Source organism: Sphingomonas oryzagri (assembly GCF_029906645.1).
In the GTDB taxonomy this organism is placed as follows: domain Bacteria; phylum Pseudomonadota; class Alphaproteobacteria; order Sphingomonadales; family Sphingomonadaceae; genus Solisphingomonas; species Solisphingomonas oryzagri.
Window position 1 is genome coordinate 2,276,867 of the sequence record NZ_JARYGZ010000001.1, and the last position, 14,940, is coordinate 2,291,806.

The 14,940-nt window shown below is 63.7% G+C and carries 11 protein-coding genes; 5 read left to right on the forward strand and 6 right to left on the reverse strand.

Annotated elements, in window-relative coordinates; translation table 11 throughout:
• Positions 1-50: 50 nt before the first annotated feature.
• Positions 51-881 carry an FAD:protein FMN transferase gene (locus QGN17_RS11005; protein WP_281044528.1) on the forward strand — a complete coding sequence of 277 codons (831 nt, stop codon included), beginning with the start codon at positions 51-53 and terminating at the stop codon, positions 879-881.
• A gap of 136 nt (positions 882-1,017) precedes the next feature.
• On the opposite strand, the gene QGN17_RS11010 is transcribed toward QGN17_RS11005, so the two are convergent.
• From QGN17_RS11010 to QGN17_RS11025, 4 genes are all read right to left on the reverse strand, one after another.
• On the reverse strand, positions 1,018-2,328 hold the full coding sequence (locus QGN17_RS11010; RefSeq protein WP_281044529.1) for an MFS transporter: 1,311 nt from the start codon (positions 2,326-2,328) through the stop codon (positions 1,018-1,020).
• 30 nt (positions 2,329-2,358) lie between these two features.
• Positions 2,359-3,612, reverse strand: coding sequence for a gallate dioxygenase (locus tag QGN17_RS11015; protein ID WP_281044530.1), 1,254 nt, complete (start codon positions 3,610-3,612; stop codon positions 2,359-2,361).
• Positions 3,613-3,665: 53 nt separating this feature from the next.
• Entirely contained in the window at positions 3,666-4,484 is an 819-nt protein-coding gene (locus QGN17_RS11020) for an alpha/beta hydrolase (protein ID WP_281044531.1), read from the reverse strand.
• Between the two features lie 88 nt (positions 4,485-4,572).
• Positions 4,573-6,981, reverse strand: a complete 2,409-nt coding sequence (locus QGN17_RS11025; protein WP_281044534.1) for a TonB-dependent receptor — start codon at positions 6,979-6,981, stop codon at positions 4,573-4,575.
• A gap of 109 nt (positions 6,982-7,090) precedes the next feature.
• Here QGN17_RS11025 and QGN17_RS11030 point away from each other — a divergent pair, with 109 nt between their 5' ends.
• On the forward strand, positions 7,091-8,296 hold the full coding sequence (locus QGN17_RS11030; protein ID WP_281044535.1) for a helix-turn-helix domain-containing protein: 1,206 nt from the start codon (positions 7,091-7,093) through the stop codon (positions 8,294-8,296).
• Positions 8,297-8,439: 143 nt separating this feature from the next.
• Here QGN17_RS11030 and QGN17_RS11035 read toward each other — a convergent pair whose 3' ends face one another.
• Both QGN17_RS11035 and QGN17_RS11040 read right to left on the reverse strand, forming a co-directional pair.
• Positions 8,440-10,239: a tannase/feruloyl esterase family alpha/beta hydrolase gene (locus QGN17_RS11035; protein WP_281044536.1), complete on the reverse strand. Its 1,800-nt coding sequence runs from the start codon at positions 10,237-10,239 to the stop codon at positions 8,440-8,442.
• 43 nt (positions 10,240-10,282) lie between these two features.
• Positions 10,283-11,320 (reverse strand): 4-oxalomesaconate tautomerase, encoded by a 1,038-nt coding sequence (locus tag QGN17_RS11040; protein WP_281045201.1) that lies wholly within the window; start codon positions 11,318-11,320, stop codon positions 10,283-10,285.
• 185 nt (positions 11,321-11,505) lie between these two features.
• Between QGN17_RS11040 and QGN17_RS11045 the strand changes: the two genes are divergently transcribed.
• Genes QGN17_RS11045 through QGN17_RS11055 form a run of 3 tightly spaced genes read left to right on the forward strand, consistent with a single transcriptional unit; the run spans position 11,506 to position 14,661 of the window.
• A complete protein-coding gene (locus QGN17_RS11045; protein ID WP_281044537.1) occupies positions 11,506-12,726 on the forward strand; it encodes a LysR family transcriptional regulator in 1,221 nt (406 codons plus the stop codon).
• A 25-nt stretch (positions 12,727-12,751) separates the two neighbouring features.
• Positions 12,752-13,630: a DUF1932 domain-containing protein gene (locus QGN17_RS11050; RefSeq protein WP_281044539.1), complete on the forward strand. Its 879-nt coding sequence runs from the start codon at positions 12,752-12,754 to the stop codon at positions 13,628-13,630.
• A 5-nt stretch (positions 13,631-13,635) separates the two neighbouring features.
• The gene (locus QGN17_RS11055) at positions 13,636-14,661 is read left to right on the forward strand and encodes an amidohydrolase family protein (protein WP_281044540.1); all 1,026 of its coding nucleotides are present in this window, start codon (positions 13,636-13,638) and stop codon (positions 14,659-14,661) included.
• Positions 14,662-14,940 lie beyond the last annotated feature (279 nt).

The window sequence follows — 14,940 nt, forward strand, 5'->3', positions numbered from 1 at the left end:
CCGCGCTCGGCACCGGGTGGCGCGTGCGCTTCGCCGGATCGAGCGCGCTTGTGCACCTGATCGGCGCGATCGAGCGACGGTTCGCAGCCATCGTCTCGCAGATGAGCCAGTGGGATCCACAATCCCTGCTGTCACGGTTCAACCGGGCTCCGGCGGGATGCTGGCTCGCGCTGCCGCAGGATTTTGCGACCGTTCTCGGCGCAGGTCTGGATATCGCCGAGCGCACCGGTGGCGCATTTGATCCAACCCACGGCCGTGCCGCCGCGTTGCTCGGCTTTGGCGCGGTGACCGTGGATCGGCCGCCGACAAGGGGCGAGCTGGATGAGGCTTTCGAGAGCACCGGGTGGCAACGGCTGGCACTCGATCGGACGTCACGTCGGGTGCGGCAGCCGGGCGGACTCTGGCTCGACCTTTCGGCTATCGCCAAGGGCTTCGCGGCAGACGCCGTCTCACATTTGCTGGCGGAACAGGGCGTCGAAGATGCGCTGGTCGAGATTGGCGGCGAACTGGTTGGCCGAGGCCTGAGGCCGGACGGGCAACCGTGGTGGGTGGATGTCGAAGATCCGCCCGGCGTCGCTCTGCCGCCACTGCGCATAGGCCTGCACGAAATAGCCATCGCGACGTCAGGCGACTATGTGCGCGGCGCCCACACGCTCGATCCGCGCACCGGGCGTCCGCTGGGCGCGTCCGTCATATCTGCGTCGGTTGTTCATGAAAGCGCGATGATGGCAGACGGTTGGGCAACCGCGCTAACCGTGCTCGGTCCTGAAGCCGGTATCGCTGTTGCCACAAGAGAAGATCTCAGCGCTCGTCTCGTCACCCGTTCGCGCGATGCTACCGAGCGGATTTCTCCGCGCCTGGCTCGCATGATCGAAGCATAGTCATTTCGGGATTTCGACCCCGTCGCCGCCTGCCGACAGCGGCCTTAGGGAGTCTGAGTGCCAACTATCTCTGCGAACTTCCCTTTCAAGACGATACCGCCGCCCACGTCATGGCCTTCAACGAACCGTCGCTTGATCAGGCAGTCTGTGGCTCCGGCGCTGGCCGCAATGCCAGAGTGATGGCCGCGGCCAGCGTTCCGCAGGCCATGAGGGGGGCGACCCAGTGCAATGGCCAGCCCGCGGCAAAGAGCAGACCGGCGACGATCGGGCCGAGCGCGGCACCACCGCGCCCGATACCGATGACGAGGCCAGTGCCGCCCGCCCGAAGCCGCGTGGGAAAAGACTGTGCGAAGACGGCGTAGAGGCCCGCCGTCGCGCCGTTGGTGAAGAACCCAGCGATCGCCGCCGCGAGCGAGAGTTGCCCAAGTGTGGCAAGATCCTGCCCGAACGAAGCGACGGCGACACCGCCGCCTACCATCGCTCCTATGATGAGTTGCCGAACGCCGAAGCGCTGCGTCAGGAGACTGATCACGATCGATCCCGTCGCACCGCCGACATTCGCCCATACCAGGACGCCACCCGCTGACGCCGGCGGGAAGCCCATGTCGACCACCACCTTCGGAATCCACTTCATGAGGAAGTAGAAAGTCATGATGTGCGCGAAATAGGCGATCGTGAGGGCCACCGTTACTGCGGCGATGCCGGGGCGGAACAGCTCTGTCAGATTGGGTCGCGAGGGGGGTTCGGCGAGCGGGGGCAGCTCGGCGAGAGGCCGTCTTCCTTGGCGCACCATTGTCCTGTTGATGCGGTCCAGCGCGCTAACTGGCTGCCGGAGGCACAGGAAGGCAATCGTTTCGGGAACGAACCAGAGAACAAGCGGTATGAATACGGCACTCGCGATCGCGCCGAACTCGAAGATTGTCTGCCATCGGCCGGTTGCCGCAAGAAGCGCAGAGGCGATGCTGCCTCCGACGATAGCGCCCATCGGGTACCCGCCGGCCATGATCGCCACGGACAGGTTGCGGCGCCGCGCGTTCGAACATTCGGCGACGATGGCGTTCGTTGCTGCCAGCATGCCCCCGATCCCCAGGCCGGTGAACAATCGGAGGCTCGACAACATGACGACGCCCGTTGCGAGCGAGGCGACACCCATCCCGCTCGCCATGATGGCGAGGCAGGCGAGGATCGTCGGCCGCCGGCCCATCCTGTCTGCAAGCGCGCCCAGCAGGAATGCGCCGATCGCCATGCCGATCAGCTCCATCGACAGCACCACTCCAAGCGCGGCACGGTCGATCCCCCACTGCGCGGCGATGCCAGGCGAGGCGAACGAAATGGACAGCACGTCGAAACCATCGAGCGCGTTGAGCGCGGTGGCGATGGCAATCGCGAGCACCTGTCGCGAGTGCATGGGCTCACGGGCGATGATGGAGCGGGGATCCTCAAGCACGTGCGATCTTCTCCGTCTCGTCGGTCGGGCTTACTTCTGGCCGCCCTTGAGGCTGCTGCCGACGGAATAGAGCGCTCCCGGCGCGTTCCGGCTGGCCTGGAACTGCTCGAGCGTCTCGCCGCGCATACCGGCGTACACGACGGCATTCGGCAGACCGAGCACGGCGGCCAGCTTCTCGAGACCGAAGAAGATCGCGCCTCTACCGATCAAGCCTGTCCAGTCGCGGCGGCGGATCAGGTCCTGATCAGCCGGGTCGAGACCCGAGGCAGCGAGGCTCGCCTCCTCGTCGGCAAGGAAAGCAGCCCGGTGGTCGGGCTCGACCATCCGCTGCAGGTAGCGATTGAGGTCGTAGTTGCGCACGCTCACGTCCAACGTGAAGGGCTGGCTGGCCGGCAGCTGCAGCGTCCTCTGATCGAGCTCGTCGGCGGGCTTCAGGCCCCCAACGCCAGCCTTGTTTTCGAGAAGCAGGGTGGCGATACCGGTCATCGACGGCAGATAGTAATCGCGCGCGAGCAAGCTCGGCCGAGCGCACAATGCCCCGCGCATGATCAACCACATTACGACCTCGGAGCTCTCCCAGCCGCCACGCATTGCCAGTTCCGACTGGCTCATGCGCGCGAGAGTCTCCGGGTCGTCAAGGAGCAGGTCCATGAACTGCTGATCCCAGGCCGGGTCGTTGAAACCCGCCCGGCCACCGTGGACCTGATGCGAAAGGCCGCCCGTCGCGATGAGGACGACCGACAGGTCCTCAGGATAGCTCTCAATCGCCTTTCTCAGCGCCCGGCCAAGCTTCCAGCAGCGGCGCGCGGTCGGCACCGGGTTCTGCAGCACACCTACCGCGAGAGGTATGAGCGTCGTGGGCCAGCCGTCCTGATAATCGTAAAGCAGGCTCATCGGCGAGAAGCAGCCGTGGTCGAGCGGTCGGCGCTGGAACAGCGACATGTCGAACTCTTCGGCGACCAGGCTTTCGGCAATGTGGCGAGCAAGCGCGGGGTGGCCCATGATGGTCGGAAGCGCTCGTGCGCCGCCGCCTTCGTCGGCGACGTCGTGGCTTGCTCCGATCCCGAGCGCGAAGGCGGAATAGTGATCGAAGAAGAAGGAGGTGACGTGGTCATTGTAGATGACGAACGCCACGTCGGGCTTCTTTTCCGCAAGCCAGGCCTTGAGCGGCGCGTAGGCAGAGAAGATCGGCGCCCACGCGGGATCGTCGTGCTTCCCGGCGTCGTGCGCGAAGCCGATGGTCGGAGTGTGGGAGGTGCCGATGCCGCCGATGATGCGTGCCATATTCGATGGGTCCAAATGGATTAGTTGATGTCGGTCTTGCCGGCGAACGCCGCCTAGAGAAAGCGCACGACGTTGGCGAGGTTCCCGGGTTTGTCGAATACCGGATCGATGTGCTGAGCATCGGGGACGATGTCCAGATGCACCTTGCCGCCCACCTTGCGCAGGGCATCCGCCAACATCTCGCTCTGCTCGTGCGGCACCGTGCAGTCGGCTCCGCCCGCCTGCAACAACACAGGTGGCGACGACGCGGAAACGTAGGATATCGGGCTCGCCGCAGCGACGAGGTCTTCCCGCTTCGACACTGGCGAACCTAACCACATCGATTCCGGGCTGTCGCCTGCGCCGTGGGTCGCCGCCTTGGTACCGCAAGGACTGTTGCGCAGCTGGTCGTCCATCGCGTCGAACCGCACCGGCGGATACATCGCGACGATTGCGGCGACAGGTTCAATCCTTTCGGCCCCTATCAGCGCACGCCCCTCGGAAAGGCCGGCGAGAAGCGCGAGGTTGGCACCAGTCGACTTGCCCCACAAAGCGACCCGTCCGGGATCGATATCGAGCAAGCGCGCCTTGCGACGAAGCGCGGCGATCGCAGTCGTCACATCCCCTGCCGCAGCTGGAAACCTGGCTTCGCCCCACATTCTGTAATTGGTGCTCGCAACCGCGATACCGTTCGACAGCAACGCCGCGATATCCTGCTTCAGACCGTCATGCCCCCGTTTGCCACCGAAGAGGAAGGCACCGCCGTGGACCGTGAGGACGATCGGAAACGGCCCCTTGCCCTGGGGACGCCAGACGTCCAGACGCTGTGCCGGGTCCGGGCCGTAGGCGATGTCGGCGACGGTCGGTGTCGGAGGCGCGCCGTTGAGGTACATTCCGGCTGCGACCGCCGCCGCAGCAGCGATCGCGCCCCCACCAGCGGCCAGCACCCTTTTTAAGGACGTCCGCATCCGACTTTCGTCCTCAGAACTTCACGCCGAGACGCACACCGAAGTAACGAGGCGTCGACACCCCGTAAGCGACCGAGTTCTCAGGAAACGCCGAGCCAGGAACTTCCGGTGTCGCCTGGCCGCCCGTGAAGCCGCCATAGGTGCCATTGTATCCGCCAGGCCCCGAGGTCCGCTGCAGCTTGTTCTCGATATTCTCAACGAAGATCTGGATCGTGTAGCGATCACCGGCCGCCACATAGGTGACGCTCGCGTCGCTGCGTGTGAAACTGCCCTGCTTGTAGCGGACAGCATTGGCATAATCAGTCAGGAAGTAACTCGAGCTGATCTTGCTCGCGGCCCGCAGGCGAAGCTCCGCGCCATTCCCGAGATCGATCGAATGGGTCGCTGAAAGATTGGCGACGAAGTGAGGCGTATTGGGAAGCGCATATCCGCTGAAGTCGGCGAACGCGCCCGTCAGATAGCCGAGATAGCCGGTCTGCAGCCTGACGATCTTCGAATGCTCGTAGGCGAGAGACACGTTGAGCATGGTGGACCGATCAAGCTGGTAGTGTGCTTCGCCCTCCACACCATATATCTTTACGGGCGCCAGCTGCGTGAACAACACCCCGACGATCCCGGCAGGGGTTGGGAACAGCGTCAGTCCGTTGATCTGGTCTTTCGAATAATCGTAATAATAAGCATCCGCCGTAATGGTCAATTTCTCGAGGGGGCGTCCCTTGTAGCCGATCTCGTAGGCGGTCAGCGATTCCGGGCCGTAGGGAGCTGTGGTGCCGGTCCGCGGATCGAAATCGTTGAAACCGCCCGCCTTGAACCCGGTGGAAACCGACGCATAAAATAGATCGCGCGGTGTCGCCTGGAAGTTGATCCCGGCCTTGTAAGTGATCTTGTGATCCTTCTCGAAGCCGTTGTTGACCGATCCTATACAGTTGTTCGGATAGGTGCACCCGGGAACACCGCCAACCGCGAACGTCCCCGTTCGCGTGCTCTCGTCGTGAGTATAACGCAGGCCGCCGATGATCGCGATCTTCTCGAGCGGGTGAAGCGTGACCTGGCCGAATATCCCGTAGGACTTGTGCTCGGTCGTGTTAACCGGATCGATGCTGTTGATCCATTCAGAGGTATCGCTAAGACCGCCCGTTGACGAGAGCGGAGCAATCCAGTTGTGATCGCTCTCGTTGATCTTCTCGTGATAGTAGTTCGCGCCCGCGACATATTCGAAAAAGCCGGGGTTCACGTTCGAGATGCGCGCCTCGAACTGATTGGTGTTGAACACCCCGTGATATTGGTCGAGCGCGAACGAGCCTGCCGCCGTTGGGGTACCGGTGTCGAAGGGATTTCCATTGGTCGTATTCTGACTATTATCCTTGAAGTGCTGCTCATTGCCAAGCAGGTCCAGCTGCATATTACCGAACTTCCAGTTGAGCTGCTCATTGAAGTTCTGGAAATTCTCCCGGACGTAGGACGGCACGGGATTTGGCACGATATGGAAGGGATCGCCATGATCGAGGGCATCTGCGGTGACAGTGCCGTTCCCGTCGCCACCAATATGCCCGACCGTGGCGATAACGGTCGCGGTGATGTTGTCCGAGGGCTTGAACAACAGTGACGCGCGCCCTGTCGCGTCTTTCTGGTCGTTCTTTGCGGGCAGGCCGTTCGCACTGAGGCGGGCGTTGCTCGGGCCGGCGCCATTGTTGGCCAGGGGCGAGCCGGTGACACTCGTATCGACCGGCTTCAGATAGCCATCCCGATCGTTGAAGCTCCCTGCGAACCGCGCTGCAAACATGCTTCCGAGCGGAACGTTCACCGCACCCTCGGCCCGCTTTGCATTGTAGTTGCCATATTCGACCTTGGCGTAGCCACCGGCCTCGCCCAGCACGGGCTTCTTGGTGATGATGTTGATGGCGCCGCCCGTTGAGCTGCGCCCATATAGTGTACCCTGCGGCCCTTTCAGCACTTCGACGCGTTCGAGATCGAAGAAGGCGACGCCCTCCTCTTGCCCACGACCGACGAAAGCGCCGTCGATGTTGAACGCGATACCGAGCTCACCCTTGCTGGTCTGATCGGTCGAGGTGACGCCGCGGATGCTTACGTTCGTGCCAAATGCACCGGAGCCGATATTCACGCCGGCCACGAGGTTCTGAATGTCGTTGACGGTGTTGACGCCAACCGTCTTCAGGTCGTTGCCGCTGAGCACCGATATCGCGGCAGGCACTTTGAGCACACTCTCGGACCGACGAAGCGCCGTCACGACGATATCGCCCGGCTGCTGCGAAGCGCCATCGGACAGGGGGGCGGCGGCTGTCGTGGCAGCGGAATTCGTCGGCGCACCCGTCTGCTGATCCTGTGCCAATGCCGGGATCGCGACGCCAATCGCCATCGCGATCGCAGATGCGCGCGACAGATAGAGTCCAGTGCTCTTCATAGATCCTCCCTCGCTCTGGCAATGTGACGGGCTTTGCTGGCCTCTCTGCCGAGTTTCTTTCTTCTGCGCTGTGCACTACAGGGTGTGAATGGCGGAAACTGAAAATCGTATGGACTTTTCGCTCGCATCTCCTGCGCTGATCGGGAGCGTCAGCGCCGCTGCCGTTCCGCGCTATATTCTTTACGGAGACGCCAGCGCGCGGCCGGACTGGTTCGTGAATGTGGAACCGCTCGACCAACGATGCCGCGAACGGGGCTGGGTCATCGCACCGCACACCCATCCGCGTTTCATGCAGATGGTCGTCGTCGACGAGGGCGGTGGCGAGATGTCGGTCGAGGGCGAAACAATCCCTTTCTCCTCATCCAGCATCCTCGTTGTCCCGCCTCACAGAATACACGGCTTCCGTTATCTGGAGGCCACGACCGGCTGGGTTCTGACGATCGAGATAAACTATCTTGCCGATCTCCTGGTCCGAGCTCCGGCCCTCAAGACTGTGCTCGACGTGCCGGGCGTCTTCGACCTGACTGTCGCCATCTTGCCCAGCATTGCCGAAGAGATCTCCGGACTCGCCCAGGAATTGGCCGAGATGCGTCCCGGCAACGCCATCGGGGCCGAGATCAAGCTGCTGTCGGTCTTGCTGCTGCTCCTTCGCAACTGGCCGGCGTCAGACGGGCAACGGCGGCCTCCGGCCGACAGCCGGTCAGCACTCGTCGAGCGCTACAAGGAATTGGTCGAGCGCCGCTTTCGCGAGCAGCCCCAGCTTACGGAGGTCGCAGAGGAGCTCAAGGTGAGCGTTTCCCAGCTCAGGCTGGCCTGCAAGACTGTTGCCGGGGTGTCGCCTCTCGAATTGATGCACGATCGCATCGCAGGCGAGGCGAAACGCTGCCTCATCTACACGACGATGAGCATCGCCGAGATCGCCGATTGGCTCGGCTTCGCCGACGGCGCCTACTTTTCGCGCTTCTTCGCAAAGGCGGCGGGCAAGTCGCCGACCAATTATCGACGTAAGCAGGACTTCAGTGGAGACGCGCTGACCTCACCCGAGACGGCGGCCTTGACCAGGTCAGGTGCTGCGCTTGATGAGCGGATCGGTGAGGATAGCGTCTCCTCGACCGATCAACTGGTGGCCGGCTGCCTCGAACCGGGGTGCCATGGGCACCGCCGGACGGTATTGCTGCCAGCCCGGCATCGCCAACAACCTGTCGGCATCATTGTCCCGGATCCCGCCAGTGAATCTCGATCGGCGGCCCTCTGTACCCTCTCCCGGCAAGAACATCGCGAAGTCGACGGATATCGGGCCAGGCGAGCTCGTTGACGCCCGGCTCGAAGCACCAGCGCGGATACCATGGCGAAGCGCTGTGGTTCTTTCGCGTGGCGGGCTTGTTCAGAGCCAAACACGCCGGGCGCAGGCGCAATACGCTCCGGCCGGACCCGACGAGGTCCGGCCGGCGCGCGGCTTCAGCCCGTGACCCCTTGATAGGGTCTGTAGAGGCCGGTTCCGGCCCAGGCGGGAACCTGCACGTTCACGGCCCTGCCCCGCATCCAGCTGGAGGCGGCGTTCGGATCACCGGTACCCGTGTAAGCGGCTATATAGGGATATGGATAAACGGGACGACTGCGGGCAGGGCCGGTCGGCTGCGGAGGCATGCCGGGCGGCGGCCCCATTGCGCCGCGCGGTGGCATAGCGCCCTTCGCGCCCGGGGGCGGGCCGGCCGGGCCAGGATGGCCACCGCCGGGCAGTCCGAACATTGTGGTCTGCGTCGGTGTTCGGGTAACGATGGCATCAGGCGCCCGACCGCCCTCGACCCATGCCATGACCGGCGTGAGCAGGTCGAAAGCGCTGGGCCCCTCGCCGCCCGAGCAATGGCCCATGCCGGGCATGAGATAGAGGCGCTCGAACGAGGCTGCCCTCGCCTCGCCCATCGTGGCCTTCAAGGCATCGTTGTAGGCGATCGTGTTGATCGGCGAGATGTGCGGGTCGGCCCAACCGTGGAACAGGATCAGCTTTCCCCCTCTGTCGGCGAATGCGGACAGATCCGGGCTCGTCGAATCGAACAGCCTGTAGCGCTCGACGAGCCGCTCGAACGTGGCATGGTCGAAAGTGACCTTGTCGACCGTCGCTGGCTGTCCGTTCGAGAAGATCAGGTTGCCCATCGATCCGTTGGCGATGATCGAGCTGAAAATCGGCTGGTCCGCGGCCATCGGCACATAGACGCCGGCCCACTGCAGTTCCGAGCCATATTGCGGGCCGCCAACAGTCAGGCGTTCCCCAGTCTTCGGATCACGCGGACCGGCATAGAACCGGCGCGCGACCTCGGCTTCCTGCGCGGTGAGACAGGTGGACGGATCCTGCCCGCCCCTGCAGACCGTAGCCGCCGGATCGAACCGGCATTGGCCAGGGGCCGAGATCAGCCCGTCGACCTGGCCGTCAAGACCGTCGCACGCCTTGAGCACGGCGGCGTGCAGTATGGGCAAGCGGCTTGCAAGCAGGATCGCACCTCCATCGGGACCGGTGTTCGATCGTGCCTGCCACGCATGATAGAGACTGTTCTGCACGACGAAATTCATGGCCGGCGCCCCGGCTACGATGCCGTTGAAATCTTCAGGAAAGCGCTGGGCCTCGACGAGCGCTTCGCGCCCGCCATCGGAGCATCCGGAGAAATAGGAGAAGCGCTCGCCCTGCCCGTAAAAGGCGTGGATCAGCGCCTTTGCCGCGACGGCGGTCAGGTGGACGCCCCGATAGGCGAAGTCGGCGCGCTTCTGCGGATCGCGACCGAAGTCGCCATCCATGCCTTCATGTCCCATGTCGCTCGAGGCGACGACGAAGCCGGACGCATCGACGGTGGGGCATCCGTCGGCGGCTCCGATCCGGATGTTGAGGTTGCCACACAGGCCTCCACATCCGGTCTGCAGGTAGCGCTGGGTCCATGTTTTCGTGGGGAGTTCGACCCGGAATTTGATCGCGGGCGCGAGTGTACCCTCGACGGCGCAGACCGTCGCCTGCTGCGCGCCTACCGTCTCTACCGCGCTGTTGATGACGCTCCCCGCGCCACCGATATGGACGAGGTCGACCTTTGCGAGCGCGGCGCAGTCGCTCGTTGCCGGAACGGCCGCGAGCGACGCGACGCCCGCCGCGCCGCTCGGCTCTGCCCCCCGCGCCTTCGGTTGGATCAGCAGAATGGCCGCGATGAGCAATGCTGCGAACAGCGCCAGTGGCCCGCTCCACCCCGCGCCATGTGCTATCGTTCGGATCGACACTGAGAACCTCCCTCCTAGATATTGTGGTTTGGCGGTGCGCCCCTCAGCAGAACACGCACCCGTCCATCAGCTTGCGCGCCGTCCTGAGCAGCGCCGCGGCCTCAACCCCTCCTGATGCTGCACTCACGTCGAGCACACAGCTCATCTCGCCAGTCGGATGCTCGACCGAGAGCGTCTTCCGCAGGCCATTGGGCACGGTGGCAAGTTCTGCTGCGGTCGAGCCTTCGACGAAGCATGCTGTCGCGACGGTCACGGCGCCGAAGACGCCGATGGTGGCGTGGGCCCTGTGTGGAATGAAGCTCCGGACCGTGATAGCGCCGCCGCGGCGTGGCGCGGCCACCAACATGATCTTGGGCACGCTCTTCTCTCGGACGTCTCCGAGGTTCATCATCGGTCCGGCCTCGAGCCGGATCGCCTCGATCCGGGCCTTCACCTCGAACGCCGTATCAAGCTCGTCCCTATCTTCATATCCAGTCACGCCGACGTCGGCGGCCCTCATGACAACGCATGGCATGCCATTATCGATAAGGGTGCATGCGACGCCGTTGATCATGTCAAAGGGCCTGCCCGTCGGCAGGAGAGCGCCGCAGCTCGAACCAGCGGTGTCGCGGAATTCCAGCAGGATCGGCGCCGCCGTGCCTGGCACGCCGTCGATTGAGGCCTCTCCTTCGTAGGTTGGTCGGCCATCCGGCGTTTGGACGGTCGCGACTGCAACCTGGCCCGTATTCGCCATGAGAATCGAAACGCGGGTCTCGTTTGCGCTTGCCGCGACGAGCCCGCGCTCGATTGCGAAGGGGCCAACACCAGCCAGCATATTTCCGCAATTTTGACTATCGCTGACGATCGCCTGATCGACGAAGACCTGAACGAACAAATATTCCACGTCCACGCCGTCGCGATCCGAGGACGAGACGATAGCGACCTTCGAGGTTAGCGGGTCGGCGCCACCCATGCCGTCAATCTGGCGCGGGTCTGGCGAGCCCATGATGCGGAGCAGCAGGCCTGCGCGTGCGTCAGGATCCTCTGGCAGATCGGAAGCAAGGAAAAACGCCCCCTTGGAGGTGCCACCTCGCATCCACATGCAGGGGGTCCCGTCGCCACCGGCGGTAGCCAAGCCGCCGAACACATCAGGGTCCGCGCGCTCGATCTTTTGGACCACTCGATCCGACATTCGCCCTCCGCGCCGTGGACGACAAGCAATTCGCGTTGGCCGGATCGAACGCCATTCGATAGAAGCAATAGCGATAAGGAGATGCTAATAGAGACATGGTCAATCCGTTCGACCTAAACCTTCGTCACCTTCGCGCCCTCGGATCGATCGTGCGCCTCGGCAGCATGCGGGCGGCAGCCGAAGATGCGGGACTTTCGCAGCCGGCGCTTACTCAGGGCCTTGCGAGGCTGGAGGAACGGCTCGGTGTCGTCCTCTTTGACCGCCGACATGACGGGGTCGCCGCCACGGAAGCTGGGCGCGTGATGGCGGATCGAGCATCGGCGGCTTTCGAACGTCTGCATGCGGCGACCAAGGCGGGCGGGCGAGGCTTTTCGAGGCCCGAACTGCTGATGACCAGTACCCAGCTCCGCGCCTTCCTGGCGGTAGCTGACCATGGCGGATTTGCGAGCGCCGCCCAGGCGACAGGGATGTCGGCGCCATCGCTCCATCGGGCGGTGCGCGATCTCGGAGAGATTGGCCGACACTCGCTATTCGCCAGTCACGGGCGCGGCGTTCAGCTCACGCCGGCGGGGCACCGTCTCGTCCGCGGTGTGCGCCTTGCGGCGACGGAGATTTCCGCTGGCATTGGTGAGGTTTGCGGCGAGCAGGAGGCAATCGACGGCGTCATCGTCGGCGCCATGCCGCTCGCCAGGGCACGCGTCCTGCCCGAAGCGATAGCGCAGTTCCTCAACGGACGCCCGCGATCGAGCCTGCGCGTCGTGGAGGGATCGTGGCGGGAGTTGGTGGAGCCGCTGATCGACGGGGTGATCGATTTTATGATCGGCGCGCTCCGCGAGGAGATACCGCCGGATCTCGAACAACGTATGCTGCTCCGCGACGAGTTGATCGTCGTCGGACGAGCCGGACATCCACTGGCCGGAAAAGATCCGACGATTGCCGAACTCTCTGGCTACGAGTGGGTCGTGCCTGCCGTCGGGGCACCGCTCAGAAGCCAGTGGACCGCCCTTTTCGACGAGGTCGGTCACCCACCGGCGCCGGTTGAATGCGGTTCCATCATGGTGATCCGCGGCATTCTTGCTGGCACCGATTTGCTGACCTTGCTTTCGCCGGGCCAAGTGTCGGTCGAGATCGAGAGCGGTCTGCTGTCGCGCATCGGGAAGCCAGTGGCTCATGGCGTGCGAACGGTCGGCATCACCTGTCGGCGAGGATGGCGCCCGACCTCGGTTCAACGCCGATTCATGGACTGCCTTGAGCAGGTCGCATCAGAGAAGATTCCGGAAAACCTATCAGCCGCCCCTGTTCCGATTGGGCGCTGAAGGCGGCTCGCGGCTACCTGCGCGGATGAATATCGGCAGCATTGCGGTGATCGGCTTTGGAGAGGCCGCCCAGGCGTTCGTCGTGGGCATGCCGGGAAAGCTCATCTCCTACGACCGGAAGATTGAGACAGTGCATGAGCGCGCCGACAAGCTGGCCGATGGACAGCGGCTTGGCGTGACGATGGCCGGGTCGAACGGGGAGGCCGTCGCGGAGGCCGGTGTCATCCTTTCGCTTGTGACCGCGGATCAGGCTGAGCAGGCGGCCCGCGCGACGGCTGCCTCGCTTCGTCCGGGCGCCTTCTACTTCGACATGAACTCGGTTGCCCCCGACACCAAGCGGCTTTCTGCCGAAGTGGTCGAGAACCAGGGCGGCCTCTACGTTGACGTAGCGGTCATGGCGCCTGTCCACCCCGGCAGGCGCGCGGTGCCTCTGCTTGTCAGCGGGCCGCATGCCCAGGAGGGCGCGCGCCAGCTGCGTGAGGTCGGTTTCGATATGGTTCGCGTCATCGGGGACACGGTGGGCGCGGCCAGCGCGGTAAAGATGATCCGGTCGATCATGGTCAAGGGGATCGAGGCGCTCAGCGCCGAATGCGCGATGGCCGCCAAGCTGTCCGGCGTGCTCGACGAGGTGATTTCCTCGCTCGACACGAGCTGGCCTAGCGCCGACTGGGTCGCGCGCTTCGACTATAATCTGGATCGTATGCTCGTTCACGGCCTCCGCCGTTCCGAGGAGATGGACGAGGTGGTAAAGACCATCGAAGGCCTCGGCATGCGCGCGCCGATGTCGCGCGGCACCGCGGAGCGGCAGCGCGAGATCGGCGGGTTTCGACTGGCACCGCCCCAAGGTCTCGATTCCAAGCTCGAGCAGCTCGGCACTCTCCTCTCCCATCGCGACAACGGGTGAACCGAATGAGTCTCATCATTGACTGTCATGGCCATTACACGACGGCACCCACGCAACATGATGCCTGGCGCGAAAAGCAGATTGCCGCCTGGAAGGCCGGCGAGCCGGCGCCGCCTTATCCCGAGATCACGGACGACGAGATTCGCGAGACGGTCGAGGCGAACCAGCTCAGGCTGCTGCGAGAGCGCGGCGCCGACATGACGATCTTCAGCCCGAGGGCGTCGACGATGGCTCCCCACCTCGGCGACGAGCGGGTGGCAACAGCATGGGCGCAGGCATCGAACGACCTGATCGCGAGGGTGTGCCGGCTATATCCGGAGAGCTTCGTCGGCGTCTGCATGCTGCCGCAAAGCCCCAAGGCAGACATGACGGGATCGATCGCCGAACTCGAGCGGTGCGTGAACCAGCTCGGATTTGTCGGTTGCAATCTCAACCCCGATCCCGGCGGCGGCCATTTCTCGTTTCCGCCCCTGACAGACCGGTTCTGGTATCCTTTTTACGAGAAGATGGTGGAACTCGACGTGCCGGCGATGATCCATGTCTCGGGCAGCTGCAACCCCGGGCTTCATGCAACCGGGGCATATTATATCGCAGCGGACACCATCGCCTTCATGCAGTTGATCGAGGGCGACCTGTTCAAGGATTTCCCGACCCTTCGCTTCATTATCCCGCACGGCGGCGGCGCGGTGCCCTATCATTGGGGGCGATATCGCGGGCTCGCGGATATGCTGAAACAGCCAAGCCTCGATGAGCACCTAATGAACAACGTGTTCTTCGACACCTGTGTTTATCATCAGCCCGGCATCGATCTTCTGGCGGAGGTCATCGAAACCAAGAACATATTGTTCGGATCAGAGATGGTCGGCGCAGTTCGAGGGATCGATCCGCACACGGGTCACTATTTCGACGACACCAAGCGATATGTGGACATGCTCCCCATTACCGAGCAGCAGCGCCACGCAATTCTCGAGGGCAATGCGAGGATCGTCTATCCGCGCCTGGATGCCCTGCTGACGGCTCGCGGACTGTGAGCGCGGAGCAACTCTCCTTCATAAAGCGGGGCCTCGATATCTTGGCACCCGCTCGGCCCCCGCTCTTGGGCGTGTGCGATTGCGTATCTGGTTATGGGGTAGCCAAAGTCTGGCTACCCCTTCCCCGCGTCCCGCTTAGAAGTTGAACCCGGCCGACACGCCAAAGGTTCGCGGGTCACCGATGCTCACCTTGCCTTTGTTGTAGGTGGTTCCACCGATGGTCTTGCCATAGCGCGATTAGACGCGACGGATGGATGACCTATGACGGCATCCGGCCCG